Annotated in this window: 29 protein-coding genes; 4 read left to right on the top strand and 25 right to left on the bottom strand. The window is 59.2% G+C overall.

Annotation, left to right across the window (positions count from 1 at the left end; translation table 11 throughout):
• Nucleotides 1–109: 109 nt before the first annotated feature.
• Nucleotides 110–340: a hypothetical protein gene (locus ASC97_RS36170; protein WP_057467192.1), complete on the bottom strand. Its 231-nt coding sequence runs from the start codon at nt 338–340 to the stop codon at nt 110–112.
• Nucleotides 341–454: 114 nt separating this feature from the next.
• Between ASC97_RS36170 and ASC97_RS04650 the strand changes: the two genes are divergently transcribed.
• Nucleotides 455–757, top strand: coding sequence for a DUF1883 domain-containing protein (locus ASC97_RS04650; RefSeq protein ID WP_057467191.1), 303 nt, complete (start codon nt 455–457; stop codon nt 755–757).
• On the opposite strand, the gene ASC97_RS04645 is transcribed toward ASC97_RS04650, so the two are convergent.
• Both ASC97_RS04645 and ASC97_RS04640 read right to left on the bottom strand, forming a co-directional pair.
• Nucleotides 758–2,074, bottom strand: a complete 1,317-nt coding sequence (locus ASC97_RS04645) for a replication-associated recombination protein A (protein ID WP_057467190.1) — start codon at nt 2,072–2,074, stop codon at nt 758–760.
• Nucleotides 2,071–3,474, bottom strand: coding sequence for a DegQ family serine endoprotease (locus ASC97_RS04640; protein WP_057467189.1), 1,404 nt, complete (start codon nt 3,472–3,474; stop codon nt 2,071–2,073). The genes ASC97_RS04645 and ASC97_RS04640 overlap by 4 nt, the downstream gene beginning before the upstream one ends.
• 364 nt (nt 3,475–3,838) lie before the next feature.
• On the opposite strand from ASC97_RS04640, the gene ASC97_RS04630 reads away from it, so the two are divergent.
• On the top strand, nt 3,839–4,162 hold the full coding sequence (locus ASC97_RS04630) for a lysozyme inhibitor LprI family protein (RefSeq protein ID WP_443216726.1): 324 nt from the start codon (nt 3,839–3,841) through the stop codon (nt 4,160–4,162).
• A gap of 46 nt (nt 4,163–4,208) precedes the next feature.
• On the opposite strand, the gene ilvD is transcribed toward ASC97_RS04630, so the two are convergent.
• Nucleotides 4,209–6,047: a dihydroxy-acid dehydratase gene (gene ilvD, locus ASC97_RS04625; protein ID WP_057467186.1), complete on the bottom strand. Its 1,839-nt coding sequence runs from the start codon at nt 6,045–6,047 to the stop codon at nt 4,209–4,211.
• 326 nt (nt 6,048–6,373) lie between these two features.
• Between ilvD and msrP the strand changes: the two genes are divergently transcribed.
• Together msrP and msrQ are read left to right on the top strand one after the other, a co-directional pair.
• Nucleotides 6,374–7,321 (top strand): protein-methionine-sulfoxide reductase catalytic subunit MsrP, encoded by a 948-nt coding sequence (msrP, locus tag ASC97_RS04620; protein WP_057467185.1) that lies wholly within the window; start codon nt 6,374–6,376, stop codon nt 7,319–7,321.
• Nucleotides 7,321–7,983, top strand: a complete 663-nt coding sequence (msrQ, locus tag ASC97_RS04615) for a protein-methionine-sulfoxide reductase heme-binding subunit MsrQ (protein WP_057467184.1) — start codon at nt 7,321–7,323, stop codon at nt 7,981–7,983. Before msrP ends, msrQ begins: the two co-directional genes overlap by 1 nt.
• A 97-nt stretch (nt 7,984–8,080) precedes the next feature.
• Here msrQ and rplQ read toward each other — a convergent pair whose 3' ends face one another.
• The 21 genes from rplQ to rplV form a co-directional block, all read right to left on the bottom strand.
• Nucleotides 8,081–8,506, bottom strand: coding sequence for a 50S ribosomal protein L17 (gene rplQ, locus ASC97_RS04610; protein ID WP_007531696.1), 426 nt, complete (start codon nt 8,504–8,506; stop codon nt 8,081–8,083).
• A 45-nt stretch (nt 8,507–8,551) separates the two neighbouring features.
• Nucleotides 8,552–9,562 carry a DNA-directed RNA polymerase subunit alpha gene (locus ASC97_RS04605; protein ID WP_024314764.1) on the bottom strand — a complete coding sequence of 337 codons (1,011 nt, stop codon included), beginning with the start codon at nt 9,560–9,562 and terminating at the stop codon, nt 8,552–8,554.
• Nucleotides 9,563–9,662: 100 nt separating this feature from the next.
• On the bottom strand, nt 9,663–10,052 hold the full coding sequence (rpsK, locus tag ASC97_RS04600) for a 30S ribosomal protein S11 (protein ID WP_003547577.1): 390 nt from the start codon (nt 10,050–10,052) through the stop codon (nt 9,663–9,665).
• Nucleotides 10,053–10,186: 134 nt separating this feature from the next.
• Nucleotides 10,187–10,555 (bottom strand): 30S ribosomal protein S13, encoded by a 369-nt coding sequence (gene rpsM / locus ASC97_RS04595; RefSeq protein ID WP_037063318.1) that lies wholly within the window; start codon nt 10,553–10,555, stop codon nt 10,187–10,189.
• Nucleotides 10,556–10,783: 228 nt separating this feature from the next.
• Complete coding sequence (locus ASC97_RS04590; protein WP_057467183.1) at nt 10,784–11,434, bottom strand: adenylate kinase; 651 nt, start codon at nt 11,432–11,434, stop codon at nt 10,784–10,786.
• Nucleotides 11,431–12,771: a preprotein translocase subunit SecY gene (secY, locus tag ASC97_RS04585; RefSeq protein WP_057467182.1), complete on the bottom strand. Its 1,341-nt coding sequence runs from the start codon at nt 12,769–12,771 to the stop codon at nt 11,431–11,433. The genes ASC97_RS04590 and secY overlap by 4 nt, the downstream gene beginning before the upstream one ends.
• Nucleotides 12,772–13,008: 237 nt before the next feature.
• Nucleotides 13,009–13,482: a 50S ribosomal protein L15 gene (gene rplO, locus ASC97_RS04580; protein ID WP_037063311.1), complete on the bottom strand. Its 474-nt coding sequence runs from the start codon at nt 13,480–13,482 to the stop codon at nt 13,009–13,011.
• 16 nt (nt 13,483–13,498) lie between these two features.
• On the bottom strand, nt 13,499–13,708 hold the full coding sequence (gene rpmD / locus ASC97_RS04575) for a 50S ribosomal protein L30 (protein WP_037063309.1): 210 nt from the start codon (nt 13,706–13,708) through the stop codon (nt 13,499–13,501).
• Between the two features lie 14 nt (nt 13,709–13,722).
• Nucleotides 13,723–14,292 carry a 30S ribosomal protein S5 gene (gene rpsE, locus ASC97_RS04570; protein WP_016553561.1) on the bottom strand — a complete coding sequence of 190 codons (570 nt, stop codon included), beginning with the start codon at nt 14,290–14,292 and terminating at the stop codon, nt 13,723–13,725.
• Between the two features lie 134 nt (nt 14,293–14,426).
• A complete protein-coding gene (rplR, locus tag ASC97_RS04565; RefSeq protein WP_037063305.1) occupies nt 14,427–14,789 on the bottom strand; it encodes a 50S ribosomal protein L18 in 363 nt (120 codons plus the stop codon).
• Nucleotides 14,790–14,801: 12 nt separating this feature from the next.
• Nucleotides 14,802–15,335 carry a 50S ribosomal protein L6 gene (gene rplF, locus ASC97_RS04560; protein WP_057467181.1) on the bottom strand — a complete coding sequence of 178 codons (534 nt, stop codon included), beginning with the start codon at nt 15,333–15,335 and terminating at the stop codon, nt 14,802–14,804.
• 42 nt (nt 15,336–15,377) lie between these two features.
• On the bottom strand, nt 15,378–15,776 hold the full coding sequence (gene rpsH, locus ASC97_RS04555) for a 30S ribosomal protein S8 (RefSeq protein ID WP_037063300.1): 399 nt from the start codon (nt 15,774–15,776) through the stop codon (nt 15,378–15,380).
• Nucleotides 15,777–15,788: 12 nt separating this feature from the next.
• Entirely contained in the window at nt 15,789–16,094 is a 306-nt protein-coding gene (rpsN, locus tag ASC97_RS04550) for a 30S ribosomal protein S14 (RefSeq protein ID WP_057467180.1), read from the bottom strand.
• Between the two features lie 32 nt (nt 16,095–16,126).
• The gene (rplE, locus tag ASC97_RS04545) at nt 16,127–16,684 is read right to left on the bottom strand and encodes a 50S ribosomal protein L5 (RefSeq protein ID WP_037063297.1); all 558 of its coding nucleotides are present in this window, start codon (nt 16,682–16,684) and stop codon (nt 16,127–16,129) included.
• Nucleotides 16,677–16,985 carry a 50S ribosomal protein L24 gene (rplX, locus tag ASC97_RS04540; protein WP_057467179.1) on the bottom strand — a complete coding sequence of 103 codons (309 nt, stop codon included), beginning with the start codon at nt 16,983–16,985 and terminating at the stop codon, nt 16,677–16,679. The genes rplE and rplX overlap by 8 nt, the downstream gene beginning before the upstream one ends.
• A gap of 12 nt (nt 16,986–16,997) precedes the next feature.
• Nucleotides 16,998–17,366, bottom strand: coding sequence for a 50S ribosomal protein L14 (gene rplN, locus ASC97_RS04535; protein ID WP_037063292.1), 369 nt, complete (start codon nt 17,364–17,366; stop codon nt 16,998–17,000).
• A 260-nt stretch (nt 17,367–17,626) separates the two neighbouring features.
• Nucleotides 17,627–17,866: a 30S ribosomal protein S17 gene (gene rpsQ / locus ASC97_RS04530; protein ID WP_057467178.1), complete on the bottom strand. Its 240-nt coding sequence runs from the start codon at nt 17,864–17,866 to the stop codon at nt 17,627–17,629.
• Between the two features lie 4 nt (nt 17,867–17,870).
• On the bottom strand, nt 17,871–18,071 hold the full coding sequence (gene rpmC, locus ASC97_RS04525; protein WP_037063288.1) for a 50S ribosomal protein L29: 201 nt from the start codon (nt 18,069–18,071) through the stop codon (nt 17,871–17,873).
• Nucleotides 18,072–18,083: 12 nt separating this feature from the next.
• Complete coding sequence (gene rplP, locus ASC97_RS04520; RefSeq protein ID WP_003573792.1) at nt 18,084–18,497, bottom strand: 50S ribosomal protein L16; 414 nt, start codon at nt 18,495–18,497, stop codon at nt 18,084–18,086.
• 36 nt (nt 18,498–18,533) lie between these two features.
• The gene (rpsC, locus tag ASC97_RS04515; RefSeq protein WP_018900270.1) at nt 18,534–19,253 is read right to left on the bottom strand and encodes a 30S ribosomal protein S3; all 720 of its coding nucleotides are present in this window, start codon (nt 19,251–19,253) and stop codon (nt 18,534–18,536) included.
• Nucleotides 19,253–19,642, bottom strand: a complete 390-nt coding sequence (gene rplV / locus ASC97_RS04510) for a 50S ribosomal protein L22 (protein ID WP_037063285.1) — start codon at nt 19,640–19,642, stop codon at nt 19,253–19,255. The genes rpsC and rplV overlap by 1 nt, the downstream gene beginning before the upstream one ends.

Raw genomic sequence — 19,642 nt, 5'->3', positions numbered from 1 at the left:
TTCTCTCCAGCGATGGAACCGAAACCCCTGCGCCCTTAGGATTCATAGGCACCTTCGGCAACGACCAAAAAGGAAAACGATGCCTTCCCTTCATTCGCGTCCCCCCATTTCACCGCTCCGGCACAAAGAAACGGTGCGTTTCACCATCGGCCAAGACAAGAGTGGCCATTGGGTGGTTCAGGATCGAGACGGACTCGTCGGCGGCATTTTCGCCAGCGAGGACGCAGCTCGTCACTTCGCCGCCGATGAGTGCGGCCATGATCCCACGCAGATCGCTCACAGCCGTGACGATGTGGTATTGCAGTTCATGCCACTTGAAGGCGACGGTGGACGTATCCATTGACGATATTGGTCGCGGGCACGCGCAGATTCCCGGCGACACGGGACGCCGCAAACGCTTCCTTAACCGGGCGCTGCTAGTCTGAGCGCATAGATCATTGATGCCAGAAGACCGATGTCGAAACCGAATTTTCGCTTTACCCACTACGATCTCAAAGACCAGCGGGCCGGGACGATCATCGAGGTGACGCTGAACGCTGTCGCGAATGTGCGGCTGATGACCGCGCCGAATTACCAGCGCTTTACCGAGGTCCTGGATTTCAAGTATGTAGGCGGTGTCGCCCGCAAATCCCCCATCCGCATGCCCATCCCCGAGAGCGGCCACTGGCATCTCGTGGTCGACATGGAAGGCCACCATGGGCTCGCGGAGTCCTCGGTCAAGATCACTCCGGCGACTGGACAGATGCGGGCATCTTAATCAGCGCGGATTGCGCTCTTTCCTCAGCTTCGCCCACCATTCGAGGCGCTTGCGGATGTCACGCTCGAAGCCTCGTTCGGGGGGATCGTAAAAGGTTTGGCGCCCCATCTTCTCGGGGAAATAATCCTGTCCGGAGAAAGCATCCGGCTCGTCGTGGTCATAGCGATAGCCGTCGCCGTAGCCCTCGCCTTTCATCAGCTTTGTCGGTGCGTTCAGAATATGCTTGGGCGGCAGCAGCGAGCCGTTCTGCTTGGCCGCCTGCATAGCAGCTTTGAATGCAGTGTAGACCGCGTTCGATTTCGGCGCGGTCGCGAGATAGACACAGGCCTGCGCCAGCGCCAGTTCTCCCTCAGGCGAACCGAGATAGTCGTACGCATCCTTGGCGGCATTGCAGATCACCAGCGCTTGCGGGTCCGCGAGGCCGATATCCTCTACCGCCATGCGAACCAGCCGGCGACCGAGGTATAGAGGATCCTCACCCGCATCGAACATACGGGCGAGATAGTAGAGCGCTGCGTCAGGGTCCGAACCTCGGACGGATTTATGCAATGCGGAAATCAGGTTGTAGTGCCCATCCTGCGCTTTGTCGTAGACCGGTGCACGGCGCTGCACGATGCGAGTCAGGCCCTCGGTATCGAAAGTCTCGCCCTCTCGCGCCGCACGCCAGATTTCTTCGGCGAGCGTCAGCACCGCCCGTCCATCGCCGTCCGCCATCCGCAGCAGGCTGACCCTTGCCTCCGGCGTGAGGGGCAACGCCTTCTCTTCGGTTGCTTCCGCACGTTTCAGCAGTTCTGCCAGGCTCTCGTCGTCGTGTGACTTGAACGTCAGTACGCGTGCCCTGGAGAGAAGAGCCGCATTGAGCTCGAATGACGGGTTCTCGGTCGTCGCTCCGACGAGGATCACAGTGCCGTCTTCCATGACGGGCAGGAAGCTATCCTGTTGAGCGCGGTTGAAGCGATGGATCTCGTCGACGAAAAGCAGCGTCTGGCGGCCGTCCATACGCCGCAGGCGGGCACCTTCGAAGACCTTCTTCAGGTCGGCAACGCCCGAGAAGATTGCGGAAATCTGCTCGAACGCAAGACCAGCCTCGCCGGATAGCAGTCGCGCGACCGTCGTCTTTCCCGTTCCGGGCGGTCCCCAGAAGATCATCGATCCCAATGAGCCGCTCTCGATCATCCGCCGCAGCACGCCGTCCTCGCCGGTCAGATGCTCCTGACCGGTGACCTCGGCCAGCGTTTGCGGGCGAAGTCGATCCGCCAGCGGCCGCCGGTTGGCGACCTCCTGCGGAATGCGCGGCGCGAAGAGATCGTTGCTCATCGGAAGAACTGCCGGACCCGCTGGCCGTCGCGCTCGATCTCGACGCGCCAGAAGCTCGGTTCCCCGTTCGCCATTTCGGCGAGATCCTTGGTGGTCTTCACTTCCGTGCCATTGATGGACACGATGATGTCCTTCGGTTCGAAGCCCAGGCGGGCAGCGAGAGAACCGTCCTTCACCTCGGATACCACGACACCTGACGATTCCGACGGCATGCGCAACTCGTCGGCAACGCGCGGAGAGAGGTTTTCGACGACAGTGCCGGTAAACGGCGAGTGCCCGCCTATCGTGCGCTGATCGCGCGGGGCGGTTTCGGGGGCGCGTCCGAGGGCGATGGAAACCGTCTGCTCCCGACCATTCTCGATAACCGTCAGGTTGACCGATTTGCCGAGACCAGCCGTCGTCAGCCTGTAGAGCAGCGCATCCGGGTGTTCGACCGGTATACTGTCTACCGCCGTCACCACCTGGCCGGCCTTGAGGCCGGCCTTTGCGGCGGGTCCGCCGTCCGTGACCTTGACCACGATCGCGCCGCGAGCCTTGGCAAGCCCCAGTGCATCAGCCACCTCAGACGTAACCGCGTCGAAGGTGGCGCCGACATACGGCCGCTCGAAAGACTTTACGCCGGCGTCGGCGGACGTCAGGAAAACCTTGACCAGATTGGCGGGGATGGCGAAGCCGATACCGTTGGAACCGCCGCCGCGCGAGAAGATCGCGGTGTTGATGCCAATCAGCTCGCCCTTCATGTTCATCAGCGCACCGCCGGAATTGCCGGGGTTGATCGATGCATCCGTCTGGATGAAGAAGCCAAACTCGTTCTTGACGACCTGGTTTCGAGCGAGTGCTGAGACAATGCCGCTCGTGACAGTCTGCCCGACACCGAACGGGTTGCCGATCGCCAGCACCAGATCACCCACCTCGACAGCATCCGAGTTTCCGATCGGGAGAGCCGGGAAGGTTTCCTTCGTCTCGATCTTCAAGACGGCAAGATCGAGACGATCGTCCTTCAGCACCACCTTGCACGGAAATTCCCGCCCGTCCGAGAGAGCGACCTTTATGTCGTCAGCGCCGTCGACGACGTGGTTGTTGGTTACCACGGTCCCGTTAGCCTCAACGATGACGCCGGAGCCGAGCGAGGACTGCTTCTCGCTGCGATTGGGCATTTGCTGGCCGAAGAACTGTTCGAAGAAGGGATCGCCCGCAAAGGGCGACTGACGGCGCACTGTCTTTTCCGCATAGACGTTGACGACGGCCCCGGTTGTCTGCTTGACCAGCGGCGCAAACGACAACTGCATTTCCATCTGGCTCTGGGGCACGGCCTTGGCCGTCTGGGCGCGGGCATCGAGCGGAAGTGCAAGCACCACAGCGAGCATCGGAAACGAGGCGCGCTTTAACAGGTCGTGCATGGGAATCCCTTCTGAAATACTCTTGAGAAGACGTTGTAGCGCCGGACGCTAGAAAGGAAAGAGGGCGGAACCATGGAAGAATGCGTACCCTCACGCAATGCTGAAGCCTGCTACCAAAATGAGTCGGGAAAACACGCCATATCGCTGATATCAAAGGTAAAAATCCGGGAACACCCTCAAGGCGAGACAGCTCGCCGCCCGTGATGTCGCGCTCTGGCTGCCTACAGGCATTGTCCTGTCGGAGATTTTTGTCCTTGCCGTCGAGCTGTCCTGCATCATCTTCATCGCCATGGCGCCGACAGGAGCCCGATAGCAATGGTACAGGAACGCATGCATGACGCGATACCGCAGCCCTCTCCTCCTTATGGCCACCGCCGTTCTGGCTCTTACGTCCAGCATCGCCAATGCGGCGAGCTTCAACTGCGACAGCAAGGAATTGAAGCCCGATGAGAAGGCGATCTGCGACAATCGGGCTCTCAACGATGCCGACGTGAAGATGGTGACCACCTTCGACCTTCTCTCAGGGCTCATGGCAATGGGCGCACGCGGAACGCTGCAGGATGAGCAGACGGCGTGGCTAAAGACGAGACAGGCATGCGAGGCGGATGCGAGTTGTATCAAGGCCGCCTATGAGGAGCGGCTGACGCAACTGGATGAAACCTACAAAAAAATTAACCGGCCGCTTTGAAGCGACCGGTCTCATGAGCATCTGACTTTTTAATCCGCAGGTCGTGTCAGCGGCCACCGAGATCGCGCACAGCACCGCGATCGGCGCTGGTTGCAAAGGCAGCATAGGCCTTGAGCGCGGTAGTCACGTTGCGCTTGCGCGGCTCAGCTGGATGCCAGCCCTTTTCCTCCTGCTCCGCGCGACGACTAGCAAGTTCCTTGTCGTCGACGCGCAGGCTGATGGTCCGGTTCGGGATGTCGATGTCGATCATGTCGCCTTCGCGGACCAAACCGATCGTGCCCCCATTGGCCGCTTCAGGAGAAGCGTGGCCGATCGACAGACCCGAAGTGCCGCCGGAGAAACGGCCATCGGTTATCAGCGCGCAGGCTTTGCCGAGGCCCTTCGACTTCAGATAGCTGGTCGGGTAGAGCATCTCCTGCATACCGGGGCCGCCCTTAGGCCCCTCGTAGCGGATGACGACGACGTCGCCGGCCTTCACCTCGTTGGCAAGGATCGCCTTCACGGAGGCATCCTGGCTTTCGAAGACGCGCGCCGGGCCCGAGAACTTCAGGATCGATTCATCGACGCCCGCCGTTTTCACGATACAACCGTCGAGCGCCAGATTTCCCTTCAGCACGGCAAGGCCGCCGTCCTTGGAAAACGGATGCTGGGCGTCACGGATGACGCCTTTTTCACGGTCGAGGTCAAGCTCTTCCCAGCGCGAACTCTGGCTGAAGGCAACCTGCGTCGGAACGCCGCCGGGCGCTGCACTGAAGAGGTCAAGGGCTGCTTTGTTGTCGGTGACGGCAATGTCCCACTGAGCAAGCGCCTCGCGCATTGTCGACGCGTGCACGGTCGGGAGATCGACGTTGAGAAGGCCCGCGCGGTTCAGCTCGCCCAGGATAGCCATGATACCGCCGGCGCGATGCACATCCTCCATGTGAACGTCGGCCTTTGCGGGCGCGACCTTCGAGAGGCACGGGACGCGACGGGACAGGCGGTCGATATCGTCCATGGTGAAATCAATCTCGCCCTCGTGGGCGGCCGCCAGAATATGAAGCACGGTATTGGTCGAGCCGCCCATGGCGATATCGAGCGCCATGGCGTTTTCGAAGGCGCCCTTGCTGGCTATGGTGCGTGGCAAGGCGGTGGCATCGTCCTGTTCGTAGTAGCGCTTGGCCAAATCGACGATACGGCGGCCGGCTTCCAGGAAAAGCCCCTTGCGGTCGGAGTGTGTTGCCAGGGTCGAACCGTTGCCTGGCAACGACAAGCCAAGGGCTTCCGTCAGACAGTTCATCGAGTTGGCCGTGAACATGCCGGAGCAGGAACCGCATGTCGGACAGGCCGAGCGCTCGATGACGGCGACGTCCTCGTCGCTGATCTTGTCATCAGCTGCGGCCACCATCGCGTCGACCAGGTCGAGCGCGACTTTCTTGCCATGCATCGTCACCTTGCCGGCTTCCATCGGGCCGCCGGATACAAAGACCGTCGGGATGTTGAGCCGCAGGGACGCCATCAGCATGCCGGGTGTGATCTTGTCACAGTTGGAGATGCAGACCATCGCGTCGGCGCAGTGGGCGTTGACCATGTATTCAACGCTGTCGGCGATCAGTTCGCGTGACGGCAGCGAATAGAGCATGCCATCGTGGCCCATGGCGATGCCGTCATCGACGGCGATCGTGTTGAATTCCTTGGCGACGCCGCCGGCAGCTTCAATCTCGCGGGCGACCAGCTGCCCCAGATCCTTGAGGTGGACATGGCCGGGAACAAACTGGGTGAAAGAATTCACCACAGCGATGATCGGCTTGCCGAAGTCCGAATCCTTCATTCCCGTTGCGCGCCAAAGGCCGCGTGCACCCGCCATGTTTCGGCCGTGGGTCGTGGTTCTGGAACGATAAGCTGGCATAGTCTTATTCCTCAAAGTGTCGGAGGTTATCCACGATGCTGGGCGGCAAAGTCATGTGGCCGGGCAATCGCTGCTTTTGGAATTGTCGTAGTCCAAACGGCCTGTACTGTCACTACCGGGAAGGCCGAAAGCGGTACGCCAGGTGCGTCCAGTTGCCAATCGCACATATACGTCGGCACTGGACGTTTTGTTACAGTCCAGCCCATCACGGCCGTACACAATAAATTTGCTTCCCGCAGCCCCCCGGGACGGCATAAACAATGATCCGGATACAGCTAGGATGCGTTCAAGGCATAGGCCGAGCATCGTGCTCAGGAGACCTCTCAATGTCAGTTTACCGTCCACCCAGGATAAATTCCTCCGAGATCACGCCCCGTCAGATCTATGTTCGGCGCAGAGAGTTCCTGGGCGCGGCCGCCCTTGGCGCCGTGGCGCTCTACAGCGCAGGCAAGGCGAGTGCCGCGGCTCTCTCCGCCGTCGAGAGCAAATATGCCGTCGATGAAAAACCAACGCCGCTTAAGGACGTCACCACCTACAACAACTTCTACGAATTCGGGCTAGACAAAGGCGACCCCGCCGCATTGTCAGGCGACTTCAAGCCGCTGCCGTGGACGATCAAGGTCGATGGGATGGTCGGCAAACCGGCCACCTTCGATATCGAAGCGCTGATGAAGGAATTCCCGATCGAGAGCCGTACCTATCGGATGCGCTGCGTCGAAGCCTGGTCGATGGTGATCCCCTGGGACGGGTTTCCGCTTGCTGCGTTGCTCAACAAGGTCGAGCCGCTCGGAAGCGCCAAGTACGTCGCCTTCGAAACCGTGGTGCGTCCGGAAGAAATGCCGGGCCAGAAAGGCATATTCCAGTCGCTCGAGTGGCCCTACGTCGAGGGCCTTCGCCTGGACGAAGCAAACCACCCGCTGACGCTGCTGGCCGTCGGCCTCTATGGCGAAACGCTGCCCAATCAGAACGGTGCGCCGATCAGGCTGGTCGTGCCGTGGAAATACGGCTTCAAGGGCATCAAGTCGATCGTGCGCATCACGCTGACGGACAAAGAACCGAAGAACACATGGCAGGTGACGAACCCGCAGGAGTACGGCTTCTACGCCAACGTCAACCCCGCCGTCGATCACCCGCGCTGGAGCCAGGCGACCGAGCGGCGCATCGGCGAAAGCGGCTTCTTCGGCGCGAGCCGCCACAAGACCCTACCCTTCAACGGCTATGCCGACGAGGTTGCCGGCCTCTATTCCGGCATGGATCTCAAGGCGAACTTCTGATGGCGGCCCTATCGTTCCATCTGCCAAAACGTTGGCAACCGGCCTCCGTGTGGCTGCTCTACGTCGTTGGCCTGCTGCCGGCGGCCTGGACCTTTTACCTCGGCGCATCGGATCAACTCGGCGCCGACCCCGTCAAGACCTTCGAGCGGTTTCTCGGCCTCTGGGCCATCCGCTTCCTCATCTTGACGCTTGCGGTCAGCCCTGCCCGCGATCTGCTGGGTTGGAACTACCTGCGCTACCGTCGCGCGCTTGGGCTTCTCTGTTTCTACTATGTCCTGATGCATTTCACGGTTTACATGGTGCTGGACCAGGCGTTCGATATCTCCGCCGTCGTCGACGATGTGCTGAAGCGACCGTTCATCATGTTCGGGATGGCGGGGCTTACGCTGCTGGTGCCGCTAGCGGTTACATCCAACAACTACTCGATCCGCAATCTCGGACCGAAATGGATTTGGCTGCATCGCCTCGTCTATATCATCGCGGCCTGCGGGGCCGTTCACTTCGCACTCTCAACGAAGCTGCTCGATCTCGAGCAATATATCTATGTCGGCCTGATCATCCTGCTTATCCTCTACCGCTCCTGGCGCCCGATCGCCCGGAGCCGGAAGACTGGACGCGGTCGGCAACACAGCGCATCTGCGGCGGCAGGGACGGTGAGCTAGCTAGGCTCCAGAAATGACTGTGCATCGCAGGCATGCACAAACGAAAACAGCCGGGCTTCGCAGCCCGGCTGTTTTGCTTCCGGCGGACCGGAAAGGATCAGGCAGCTTCAGCAGCAGCGGCTTCGGCTTCAACGCGAGCCTTGTCGGCTGCGCCCTTGGCGTAGGTGTCGCGGTCAACGAATTCGATGACGGCGAGAGCAGCGTTGTCGCCCTGGCGGAAGCCGGCCTTCATGATACGCAGGTAGCCGCCGTTGCGGGTTGCGTAGCGCGAAGCGATCGTGTCGAAGAGCTTCGAAACGACAGCGGCGTCGCGGATCTGCGAGATCGCCTGGCGACGAGCGTGCAGGTCGCCGCGCTTGCCGAGGGTCACGAGCTTCTCAACGATCGGACGGATTTCCTTTGCCTTCGGCAGGGTCGTCACGATCTGCTCATGGGTGATGAGCGAAGCCGCCATGTTGGCAAACATTGCCTTGCGGTGGCTAGCAGTTCTATTCAGCTTGCGGCCGGCTTTACCGTGGCGCATTGCTATTCTCCTTCACATGCAGGCATCTCGCCCGCCGTTTGAACGTTAGTATTGGTCTTCGTAGCGCTTTGCGAGATCTTCGATGTTCTCAGGCGGCCATGCCGGCACTTCCATGCCGAGGTGCAGACCCATGGAAGCGAGAACTTCCTTGATTTCGTTCAGCGACTTGCGACCAAAATTCGGCGTGCGGAGCATTTCTGCTTCGGTCTTCTGAATGAGGTCGCCGATGTAGACGATGTTGTCGTTCTTCAGGCAGTTTGCCGAGCGAACAGACAGTTCGAGTTCGTCCACCTTCTTCAGGAGAGCCGGGTTGAAAGCAAGTTCGGTAACTGCTTCTTCCTCGGTTTCCTTCTGCGGCTCGTCGAAGTTGACGAACACGCCAAGCTGATCCTGGAGAATGCGAGCCGCAAAAGCGACAGCATCTTCGCCGGAGATCGAACCATCGGTTTCGATCGTCATGTTCAGCTTGTCGTAGTCGAGAACCTGTCCTTCGCGGGTATTTTCAACCTTGTAGGACACCTTCTTGACCGGCGAATAAAGGCTGTCGACCGGGATGAGACCGATCGGAGCATCTTCCGCACGATTACGGTCGGCCGGAACGTAGCCCTTGCCGTTGTTGACCGTGAATTCCATACGGATTTCGGCGCCCTCGTCGAGCGTGCAAATGACATGCTCGGGGTTGAGGATTTCGATATCGCCGACCGTCTGGATATCGCCAGCCGTAACAACGCCCGGGCCCTGCTTGCGCACGACCATTCGCTTTGCGTCATCGCCATCCATCTTGATGGCGATTTCCTTGATGTTGAGGACGATGTCCGTCACGTCTTCGCGGACGCCCGGAATCGACGAGAATTCATGCAGCACGCCATCGATCTGCACGGCCGTTACTGCGGCACCGCGCAGCGAGGACAGCAGAACGCGGCGAAGCGCGTTGCCGAGGGTCAGGCCGAAACCGCGCTCCAGCGGCTCCGCTACGAGCGTCGCCTTGATGCGCGAGCTCGAAGAGAACTCCACCTTGTTCGGCTTGATCAATTCCTGCCAGTTTTTCTGAATCATATTTTTGCCTTCCGTTCGTTGCCACCATCCAATCGTAGCAACCGAGCTTGAGAAGCACCGGGAGCGACAAACCGCCCACCGGTGTTGTGAATGGCGATGATCAGACGCGGCGCTTCTTGCGCGGGCGGCAGCCATTGTGCGGGATCGGCGTCACGTCGCGGATGGACGTGATCATGAAACCAGCAGCCTGGAGCGCGCGCAGAGCGGATTCACGACCGGAACCCGGACCGCAAACTTCGACTTCCAGCGACTTCATGCCATGTTCCTGAGCCTTCTTGGCGCAGTCTTCGGCAGCGATCTGAGCAGCGAACGGGGTCGACTTGCGCGAGCCCTTGAAGCCCTTGGCGCCCGCAGACGACCAGGCAATAGCATTGCCCTGTGCGTCGGTGATCGTGATCATTGTGTTGTTGAACGTCGAGTTGACATGGGCAACACCCGACGAAATGTTTTTACGTTCGCGACGGCGAACGCGTACGGCTTCCTTGGCCATTTAAATCCCTTTCTTGGATCTCTTCACCGCCGTAATGCCAGCGGCTACACCGGAACGAGACCTTGCGGCCCTGCCCGAAACTCAAAAGAGGCCGGCGCAGACCGCCAGCCCCCTCATCCCCGGTTTCCCGGAAATTACTTCTTCTTACCAGCGATCGCCTTTGCAGGACCCTTGCGGGTACGAGCATTGGTGTGCGTGCGCTGACCGCGGACCGGAAGGCCGCGGCGATGACGCAGGCCGCGGTAGCAGCCCAGGTCCATCAGACGCTTGATGTTCATCGAGGTTTCACGACGCAGGTCGCCTTCAACCTGATAATCGCGGTCGATGGTTTCGCGGATCTGCAGGACCTCAGCGTCAGTCAGCTGATTTACACGACGATCAGCCGGAATACCGACCTTCTCGACGATTTCCTGTGCGAATTTCGAACCAATCCCGTGAATATACGTCAGCGCAATAACAACGCGCTTTGCAGTCGGGATGTTGACGCCAGCGATACGTGCCACGCCTATTCTCCTTGCGTTCCAGTTGCCATCCGGCAAGAGGCTTTTCGTTAGGCAGCCGGGAATGGCCGCTCGTTCAGATTTGAGTTCGTACATGTCAAAACGACCGAACCCGGAATTCCGTTTTAGGAAGTCCGCGCCGATCGCATTAGATGTCGCGAGTTGGCGCGGTGTTTAACGGAATCAGTGCCGAAAAGCAACCGTTCCCGCCAAGTTTTATTTTCCGAAGGTTCAAAGCTTCGAAAGAATTGTCGCGATCTCGCTGGTGACGTGATCGATATCCGCCATGCCGTCCACCGACTTCAACTTGCCCTTGGCATAGTAGTAGCCGATCAGCGGCGAGGTTTCCTTGTAATAGGCGCCGAGACGGGTGACGACCGTTTCCCGGTTGTCGTCGGGACGACGCTTGAAGTGGGTGGAACCGCAGCGGTCGCAGACCCCTTCCACCTTCGGCTTTACGTTGGTGTCATGGTATCCGGCGCCGCAGTTGGCGCAGGTATAGCGACCCGAAACACGGTCCGCCAGGATATTGTCGTCCACCTGGATTTCAATCACCGTGGACAGTTCGATGCCCTTGCCTTTCAGCATGGCTTCGGTCGCATCTGCCTGGACCAGGGTCCGTGGAAAACCGTCAAGGATAAAGCCCTTGGCGCAATCCGGCGCATCGAGACGCTCTGAGACGATTGCATTGACGATCTCGTCGGAGACAAGCTTGCCGGCGTCCATGACAGCCTTTGCGCGCTTGCCGACCTCCGTGCCCGCCGCAACGGCGGCACGAAGCATATCGCCCGTGGAAAGCTGCGGAATGCCGTACTTCTCCACGATCCGCTGGGCTTGGGTCCCCTTACCCGCGCCCGGCGGCCCTAACAGTATGAGTCTCATCGCCCCCTCTTTCCTCCACGCAACTTCGATTTCTTGATCAGGCCCTCGTACTGCTGTGCGATCAGGTGACCCTGTATCTGTGCCACCGTGTCGAGCGTTACGCTAACCACGATCAATAGCGAAGTGCCCCCGAGAGACAATGGAATGCCCGTTTGCGACACCAGAATTTCCGGCAGAATGCACACGAAGACGAGGTAGATCGCGCCGATGACCGTAATGCGGGTCAGCACGTAGTCGATGTATTCCGCGGTCCGCTCGCCCGGACGAATGCCGGGAATGAAGCCACCGTGCTTCTTCAGATTGTCGGCCGTGTCCTTCGGATTGAAGACGATGGCCGTATAGAAGAAAGCAAAGAAGGCAATCAACAGACCGTAGAGGAGCATGTAGAGCGGCTGGCCGTGACCCAGTGCAGCCACGATGGACGTTGCCCATCCCGGCAGAGCCGTGGTGTTTGCAAAGCCTGCGATGGTCGCCGGGAGCAACAGCAGCGAGGAAGCGAAGATCGCCGGGATGACGCCGGAGGTGTTGAGCTTCAGCGGCAGATGCGACGTATCGCCCTGGAACATGCGGTTGCCGACCTGGCGCTTCGGATACTGGATCAGAAGGCGGCGCTGGGCGCGTTCAACGAAGACGATGACCGCGATGACGGCAATCGCGACGATGATAACCGCGAGAATCAGCGTGGTCGACAGCGCACCGGTCCGGCCCAGTTCCAGCGTGCCGGCGAGAGCGGTCGGCAGACCAGCGGCGATACCGGCGAAGATGATAAGCGAAATGCCGTTGCCGATGCCGCGCGAGGTGATCTGCTCACCGAGCCACATCAGGAACATCGTGCCGCCAAGCAGCGTGATGACCGTGGAAACACGGAAGAAGATGCCCGGATCGACCACGAGACCGTTGCCACTCTCAAGGCCGACGGAAATGCCGTAAGCCTGGAGGGCACCGAGAAGCACGGTGCCATAGCGGGTGTACTGGTTGATGATCTTGCGACCCTGCTCGCCTTCCTTCTTCAGGTTTTCGAGCGCCGGAACGACCGAAGTCATCAGCTGCACGATAATCGAAGCGGAGATATAGGGCATGATGCCGAGCGCGAAGATCGCCATGCGCTGTACGGCGCCGCCCGAGAACATGTTGAAAAGCCCGAGGATGCCACCGGACTGACCGCGGAAGGCCTGAGCGTAGGCTTCTGGATTGAGACCCGGGAGCGGAATATGCGTACCCAACCGGTATACGAGGAGAGCTGCCAGTGTGAACCACAGGCGCTTCTTGAGATCCTCGGCTTTGGCGAAGGTCGAGAAATTAAGGTTGGAAGCCAACTGTTCCGCTGCAGACGCCATGCGATTCTCCGCGCTGCCGATTTCGGATCCAAACCAAGCGAACTGGACCCCGAATCAGCATTCTGAATTATTCAAAAGCGGGCTTCGGACGGATTGCGGGCGCAACCTATGCCTCACCCTTGTTTTTAGTCCTACCGTCCCTGACGCAGGTGCGTCCAAGCCGGTTTTTGTGAGGCTCACATATGGGAGCAAAATCGCCCGGTGTGAAGCACCCCGGGCGACTTATCATAGATTATATTATTCCGCAGCTGCGGCAGAAAGAAGCGTGACGGAACCGCCAGCCTTTTCGATCTTTTCGACAGCCGGCTTGGACGCGCCAGCAACTTCGAACTTGACCTTTGCCTTCAGCTCGCCGTCACCGAGAACGCGAACGCCGTCCTTGATGCGGCGGATAACGCCGGCAGCCTTGAGAGCCGCTGCGTCGACCGTCGACTTGGCGTCGAGCTTGCCAGCGTCGATCGCTGCCTGAACACGCTCCAGCGACACGACCACGAAGTCGGCCTTGAAGATGTTGTTGAAGCCGCGCTTCGGCAGACGACGGTAGATTGGCATCTGACCGCCTTCAAAGCCATTGATGGCAACGCCGGAACGGGACTTCTGCCCCTTTACACCGCGACCACCAGTCTTGCCCGAGCCCGAACCAATACCGCGGCCGAGGCGCTTGCGGCTGTGGGTCGAACCTTCGTTGTCTTTAATTTCATTGAGTTTCATAGCGAATACTCCCGGCTTACTTCTCGTCGACGACGCGAACGAGATGCTGGACAGCACGGATCATGCCGCGAACGGAAGGGGTATCTTCCAGCGTGCGACGACGGTGCATCTTGTTCAGTCCGAGACCGATCAGCGTACGCTGCTGGTAGTCCGGACGGCGAATCGGACTGCCGATCTGTTCGACAGTTACCGTCTTCGCTTCAGTCTTCTTGGTAGCCTTAGCCATCTGTCAGACTCCTCTTATTCTTCAGAGGCGTTGCCGGAAGCGGCACGGCGAGCCTGAAGCGTTGCATACTTGATGCCGCGCTGTGCTGCGATGTCCTTCGGGTGCACCTGGTGCTTCAGAGCGTCGAAGGTCGCGCGAACCATGTTGTATGGGTTCGAGGAACCGGTCGACTTGGCGACGACGTCGTGAACGCCGAGCGTTTCGAAAACGGCGCGCATCGGACCGCCGGCGATGATACCGGTACCGACCTTGGCCGAACGAAGCAGAACCTTGCCGGCGCCATGGCGGCCATGAACGTCGTGATGCAGCGTACGGCCGTCACGCAGCGGTACGAAGATCAGTTCGCGCTTGGCAGCTTCAGTCGCCTTGCGGATAGCTTCCGGCACTTCACGTGCCTTGCCGTGACCGAAGCCAACGCGGCCCTTCTGGTCACCGACGACGACGAGAGCGGCGAAACCGAAACGGCGGCCACCCTTAACAACCTTCGCAACGCGGTTGATCGCGACAAGCTTGTCGACGAATTCGCTATCGCGTTCCTCGCGGTTCTGGCGATCGTCGCGAGAACCTCTTCTTTCCTGTGCCATTGTCCTTTTCCTTTTTCTTTTCCGGGTGCAAACGGCAAACAAAACGAAGACCGCATCGACCTCTTCTTAGGAAGAGTGTTTGCGGTCCGGTGAAAATCCGGCCGGCACCTGGAAGGTCCGGCCGGAAATCTTAATCAGAAGGTCAGGCCGCCTTCGCGTGCTGCATCTGCCAGGGCCTTGATACGGCCGTGATAGATGAAGGCGCCACGGTCGAATACGACCTCGTTGACACCAGCCTTGGAGGCGCGCTCAGCAACGAGCTTGCCTACGAGGGCTGCTGCTGCCGTGTCGGCACCGGTCTTCAGAGAACCGCGCAGATCCTTATCGAGGGTCGAGGCAGACGCGAGCGTCTTGCCAGCAACATCGTCGATAACCTGAGCGTAGATGTTCTTCGAGGAGCGATGAACCGACAGGCGCGGACGGCCATTGGCCACCGACTTGAGCTGACGGCGCACGCGGTTGGCACGACGTGCAAGTGCTTCTTTCCTGCTAGCCATTTCGCGTGATCCTTACTTCTTCTTGCCTTCTTTGCGAACGATCCGTTCGCCGGCATACTTGACGCCCTTGCCCTTGTAAGGCTCAGGACCGCGATATTCGCGGATTTCAGCCGCAACCTGGCCGACCTGCTGCTTATTGATGCCAGTGACAACAATTTCAGTCGGCTTCGGAACGGCGATCGTGATGCCCTGCGGCGGCTCATAGATCACGTCGTGGCTGAAACCGAGCGCCAGCTGCAGGTTCTTGCCCTGAAGCGTTGCGCGGTAACCGACGCCGTTGATTTCGAGCTTGCGCTCATAGCCGTCCTTGACGCCCGTGAAGATGTTTTCGATCATCGTGCGGGACATGCCCCACTTCGAACGAGCATCCTTCGACTGCGTCAGCGGCGTGACTACGACCGCATTGTTTTCGAGCGTAACGCCGACTTCGTCATTTGCGACGAAGAACAGCTCGCCCTTCGGGCCCTTTGCAGTGACCTTCTGGCCTTCGACCGTAGCCGTAATCCCAGCAGGTATCTGAACGGGCTTCTTACCGATACGAGACATGTTTCAATCCTGTCTGTTCGCTATGGAGATCGATGCTCAATCTTAGAAGACCGAGCAAAGAACCTCACCACCAACGTTCTGTTCGCGAGCCTGGTGATCTGCCATCACACCCTTCGGAGTCGAAAGGATGGTGATGCCGAGACCGTTCGCGACCTGCGGAATGGACTTGACCGAGACATAAACCCGGCGGCCCGGCTTGGACACACGGCCGATCTCACGGATCACCGATGCGCCTTCATAGTACTTCAGCTCGATGCTGATTTCAGACTTGCCATTGCCAAAATCGACAAGGGAGTAGCCACGGATGTAGCCTTCAGCCTGAAGAACATCGAGTACGCGTGCACGGAGCTTCGAAGCAGGCGTCGAAACCGACGACTTGCGGCGAGAAGCGCCGTTGCGGATGCGAGTGAGCATATCGCCCAACGGATCAGTCATTGTCATCTAACCTGCTCCTTACCAGCTCGACTTGACAATACCCGGCACCTTGCCGAGATTGCCGAGTTCACGCAGCGCGATACGCGACATGCGCAGTTTGCGGTAGTATGCGCGCGGACGGCCCGATACTTCACAACGGTTGCGAATACGGGTCTTCGATCCATCGCGCGGCAGGGATGCCAGCTTGATCGAGGCCTTGAACCGCTCTTCGATCGGAAGAGCCTGGTTCATGATGATCGCTTTCAACTCAGCCCGCTTAGCGGCATGGTTTGCGACCGTAATACGGCGGCGCTTGTTCTTTTCAACTGCGCTTGTCTTCGCCATGTGTGGTTCCTTTTCTACGCTCGTCGTTACGGTTACTGACGGAACGGGAAGTTGAACTCTGTCAAGAGAGCCCGCGCTTCGTCGTCCTTGGTGGCCGTCGTGCAAACGATGATGTCCATGCCCCACATCTGATCAACCTTATCGTAGTTGATTTCTGGGAACACAATGTGCTCCTTGATGCCCATGGCGAAGTTGCCACGGCCGTCAAAGCTTTTCGGGTTCAGGCCGCGGAAGTCGCGAACGCGCGGAAGCGCGATGTTGATCAGGCGGTCCAGGAACTCGTACATGCGAGCGCCGCGCAGGGTAACCTTTGCGCCGATCGGCATATCTTCGCGAAGCTTGAAGCCCGCAATAGAGTTGCGTGCACGGGTGATGACCGGCTTCTGACCAGCGATAGCGGCCAGGTCAGCTGCAGCAACTGATGGCTTCTTCGAATCAGCCGTTGCTTCACCAACACCCATGTTGATCACGATCTTGTCGAGCTTGGGGATCTGCATCTCGTTGGCGAAGGAGAACTTCTCCTGCATCGCGGCACGAATGCGCTCGACATATTCTTTCTTGAGCCGCGGCTCGTATTTTGCGTCAGCCATCGATCACATCTCCAGAACGCTTGGCCACACGGACCTTCTTGCCATCAACAACCTTGAAACCGACGCGGGTCGGCTTGCCGTCCTTGTCGACGATCGAGACGTTGGACAAGTGAACCGAGGCTTCCTTGCTGATGATGCCGGCTTCCTGGGTCTGCGTCTGGCGCTGGTGGCGCTTTACGACGTTGACGCCACGAACTACGGCGCGATCTTCCTTAGGCAGAACCTGGAGGACTTCGCCAGTGCGGCCCTTGTCCTTGCCTGCGAGCATGACGACCGTGTCGCCCTTACGAATCTTTTGCATCGTTCGCGCTCCTTACAGTACTTCTGGAGCGAGCGAGATGATCTTCATGTGGTTCTTGGCGCGAAGTTCGCGCGGAACCGGTCCGAAGATACGAGTGCCGATCGGCTCTTTCTTGTTGTCGATGAGGACTGCTGCATTGGTGTCGAAGCGGATGACACTGCCATCAACGCGACGGATTTCCTTGGCGGTACGAACGACGACCGCCTTCATCACGTCACCCTTCTTCACGCGGCCGCGCGGGATAGCTTCCTTGATCGATACGACAATAATGTCGCCAATCGAGGCATACTTGCGCTTTGAGCCGCCCAGCACCTTGATGCACATGACACGACGTGCGCCGGAATTATCCGCCACGTCGAGGTTTGTTTGCATCTGAATCATATCAGGTCGCCTTCTTGGTTTACCGGAATGGTTGGGCTTGCGCCCCCTACCCCGGCATATGAAAATTGTCAGCCGGCCGCTTGCCAAGACAGCAGGCGAAAACACGGCAATAGCTTGAATAGCGCGGGATCGATCGTGCCAGGGTGGTTTCCCAACGGGACCTTCCGTGCGCTCAAAGCAAAAGAACGCTCGAAGAACGAGCGTTCTGACGCTGCTTCATACAGATATTTCCGCGAGACGCAAGGCCTCGCGCAAAAATCTTACTTGCTCTGGGCGGAAACGACCGTCCAGCGCTTGTCCTTGGAGATCGGTGCGCATTCCTCGATGGAAACGGCGTCGCCGATTTTGTACTGGTTGTTCTCGTCGTGGGCCTTGTACTTCTTGGAACGACGAACGGTCTTCTGGAGCAGCGGGTGAGCGAAACGACGCTCAACGCGAACGACTACAGTCTTTTCGTTCTTGTCGCCAACGACGACGCCCTGCAGGATGCGCTTCGGCATATTCTTAGGCCTTTGCTTCTGCCGCCTTCTGGCGGGCAATGGTTTTCACGCGGGCGATGTCTTTACGGACTTCGTTGACGCGGGAGGACTTTTCGAGCTGACCGGTGGCCTTCTGGAAGCGCAGGTTGAACTGCTCCTTCTTCAGGTCGGCAAGCTTGTCCTTGAGCTGATCGGCCGTCAGGCCGCGAACTTCATCGGCTTTCATGTGCCTTGCTCCTTACTCTGCAATGCGCTGTACGAAGCGCGTCTTGACCGAGAGCTTGGCAGAGCCAAGACGAAGAGCTTCGCGAGCGATCTCTTCGCTGACACCGTCGATCTCGAACATCATGCGGCCTGGCTTGACCTTGCATGCCCAATATTCAACGGAACCCTTACCCTTACCCATACGGACTTCGGTCGGCTTTGCGGTTACCGGAACATCCGGGAACACGCGGATCCATACACGGCCGGCGCGCTTCATGTAGCGCGTGATCGCGCGGCGAGCCGCTTCGATCTCGCGTGCATTGACGCGGTTCGGCTCTTGAGCCTTAAGGCCGAATTCGCCGAATGCGAGGTCTGAACCACCCTTGGCGACGCCCTTGATGCGGCCCTTAAATTGCTTGCGGTACTTGGTACGCTTTGGCTGCAACATTTTCTTATTCTCCGAACTTATCTGCCACCAACGCTATTAAGCGTTGTCGCGGCGACGATCGCGATCACGGCTAGCCGGACCCTGAGCATCACCCTCGAGTGCGCGGCGCTCGGAGGCCATCGGATCGTGCTCAAGGATTTCGCCCTTGAAGATCCAAACCTTGATGCCGCAAATACCGAAAGCGGTTTCCGCTTCAGCTGTGCCATAGTCGATGTCAGCGCGCAGCGTGTGCAGCGGAACGCGACCTTCGCGATACCACTCCGTACGAGCAATTTCAGCACCGCCGAGACGGCCTGCGCAGGTGATCTTGATGCCTTCGGCGCCAAGACGCATCGCAGACTGAACGGCGCGCTTCATGGCGCGACGGAAAGCAACACGACGCTCGAGCTGCTGAGCGATCGACTGGGCAACCAGAACAGCGTCGACTTCCGGTTTGCGAACTTCAACGATGTTGAGGTGCGTCTCGGAATTCGTCATGTCCGACAGCTTCTTGCGAAGCTTGTCGATGTCTGCGCCCTTCTTGCCGATGATCAGGCCCGGACGAGCCGAGTGGATCGTGACGCGGCACTTCTTGTGCGGACGCTCGATTACCACCTTGGAAATACCGGCCTGCTTCAGTTCGCTCATCACGAACTTGCGCATCTTCAGGTCTTCGTGCAGCAGCTGACCGTACTCGGCATTGTCCGCAAACCAGCGGCTATCCCAGGTACGGTTGATGCCAAGACGGAAACCGATTGGATTGATTTTCTGACCCATTATGCGGCCTCCTCTTGTGCCTGCACTTCGCGGACAACGATCGTGAGGTGAGCAAACGGCTTCTCGACGCGAGATGCACGGCCACGGCCACGAGCGTGGAAACGCTTCATGACGATCGACTTGCCGACGTAGGCTTCCGCCACCACCAGCGAGTCAACGTCGAGATCATGGTTGTTCTCGGCGTTGGCGATTGCAGATTCAAGCGTCTTCTTGACAGCACCTGCAATACGCTTGCGGGAGAATTCCAGCTCAGCGAGTGCACGTTCAACCTTCTTGCCGCGGATAGCCGCAGCAACGAGGTTGAGCTTCTGTGGGCTGACGCGGAGCGTGCGGGCGACTGCTTGCGCCTCGTTGTCCTTCAGCCGGCGTTCGGCTTTTGCCTTGCCCAT

Origin of the sequence: Rhizobium sp. Root1203, assembly GCF_001424945.1 — a bacterium.
Classification (GTDB): Bacteria; Pseudomonadota; Alphaproteobacteria; order Rhizobiales; family Rhizobiaceae; genus Rhizobium.
Note: the sequence above shows the minus strand (reverse complement) of the source record. Positions and strands in the feature narration are given on the sequence as shown.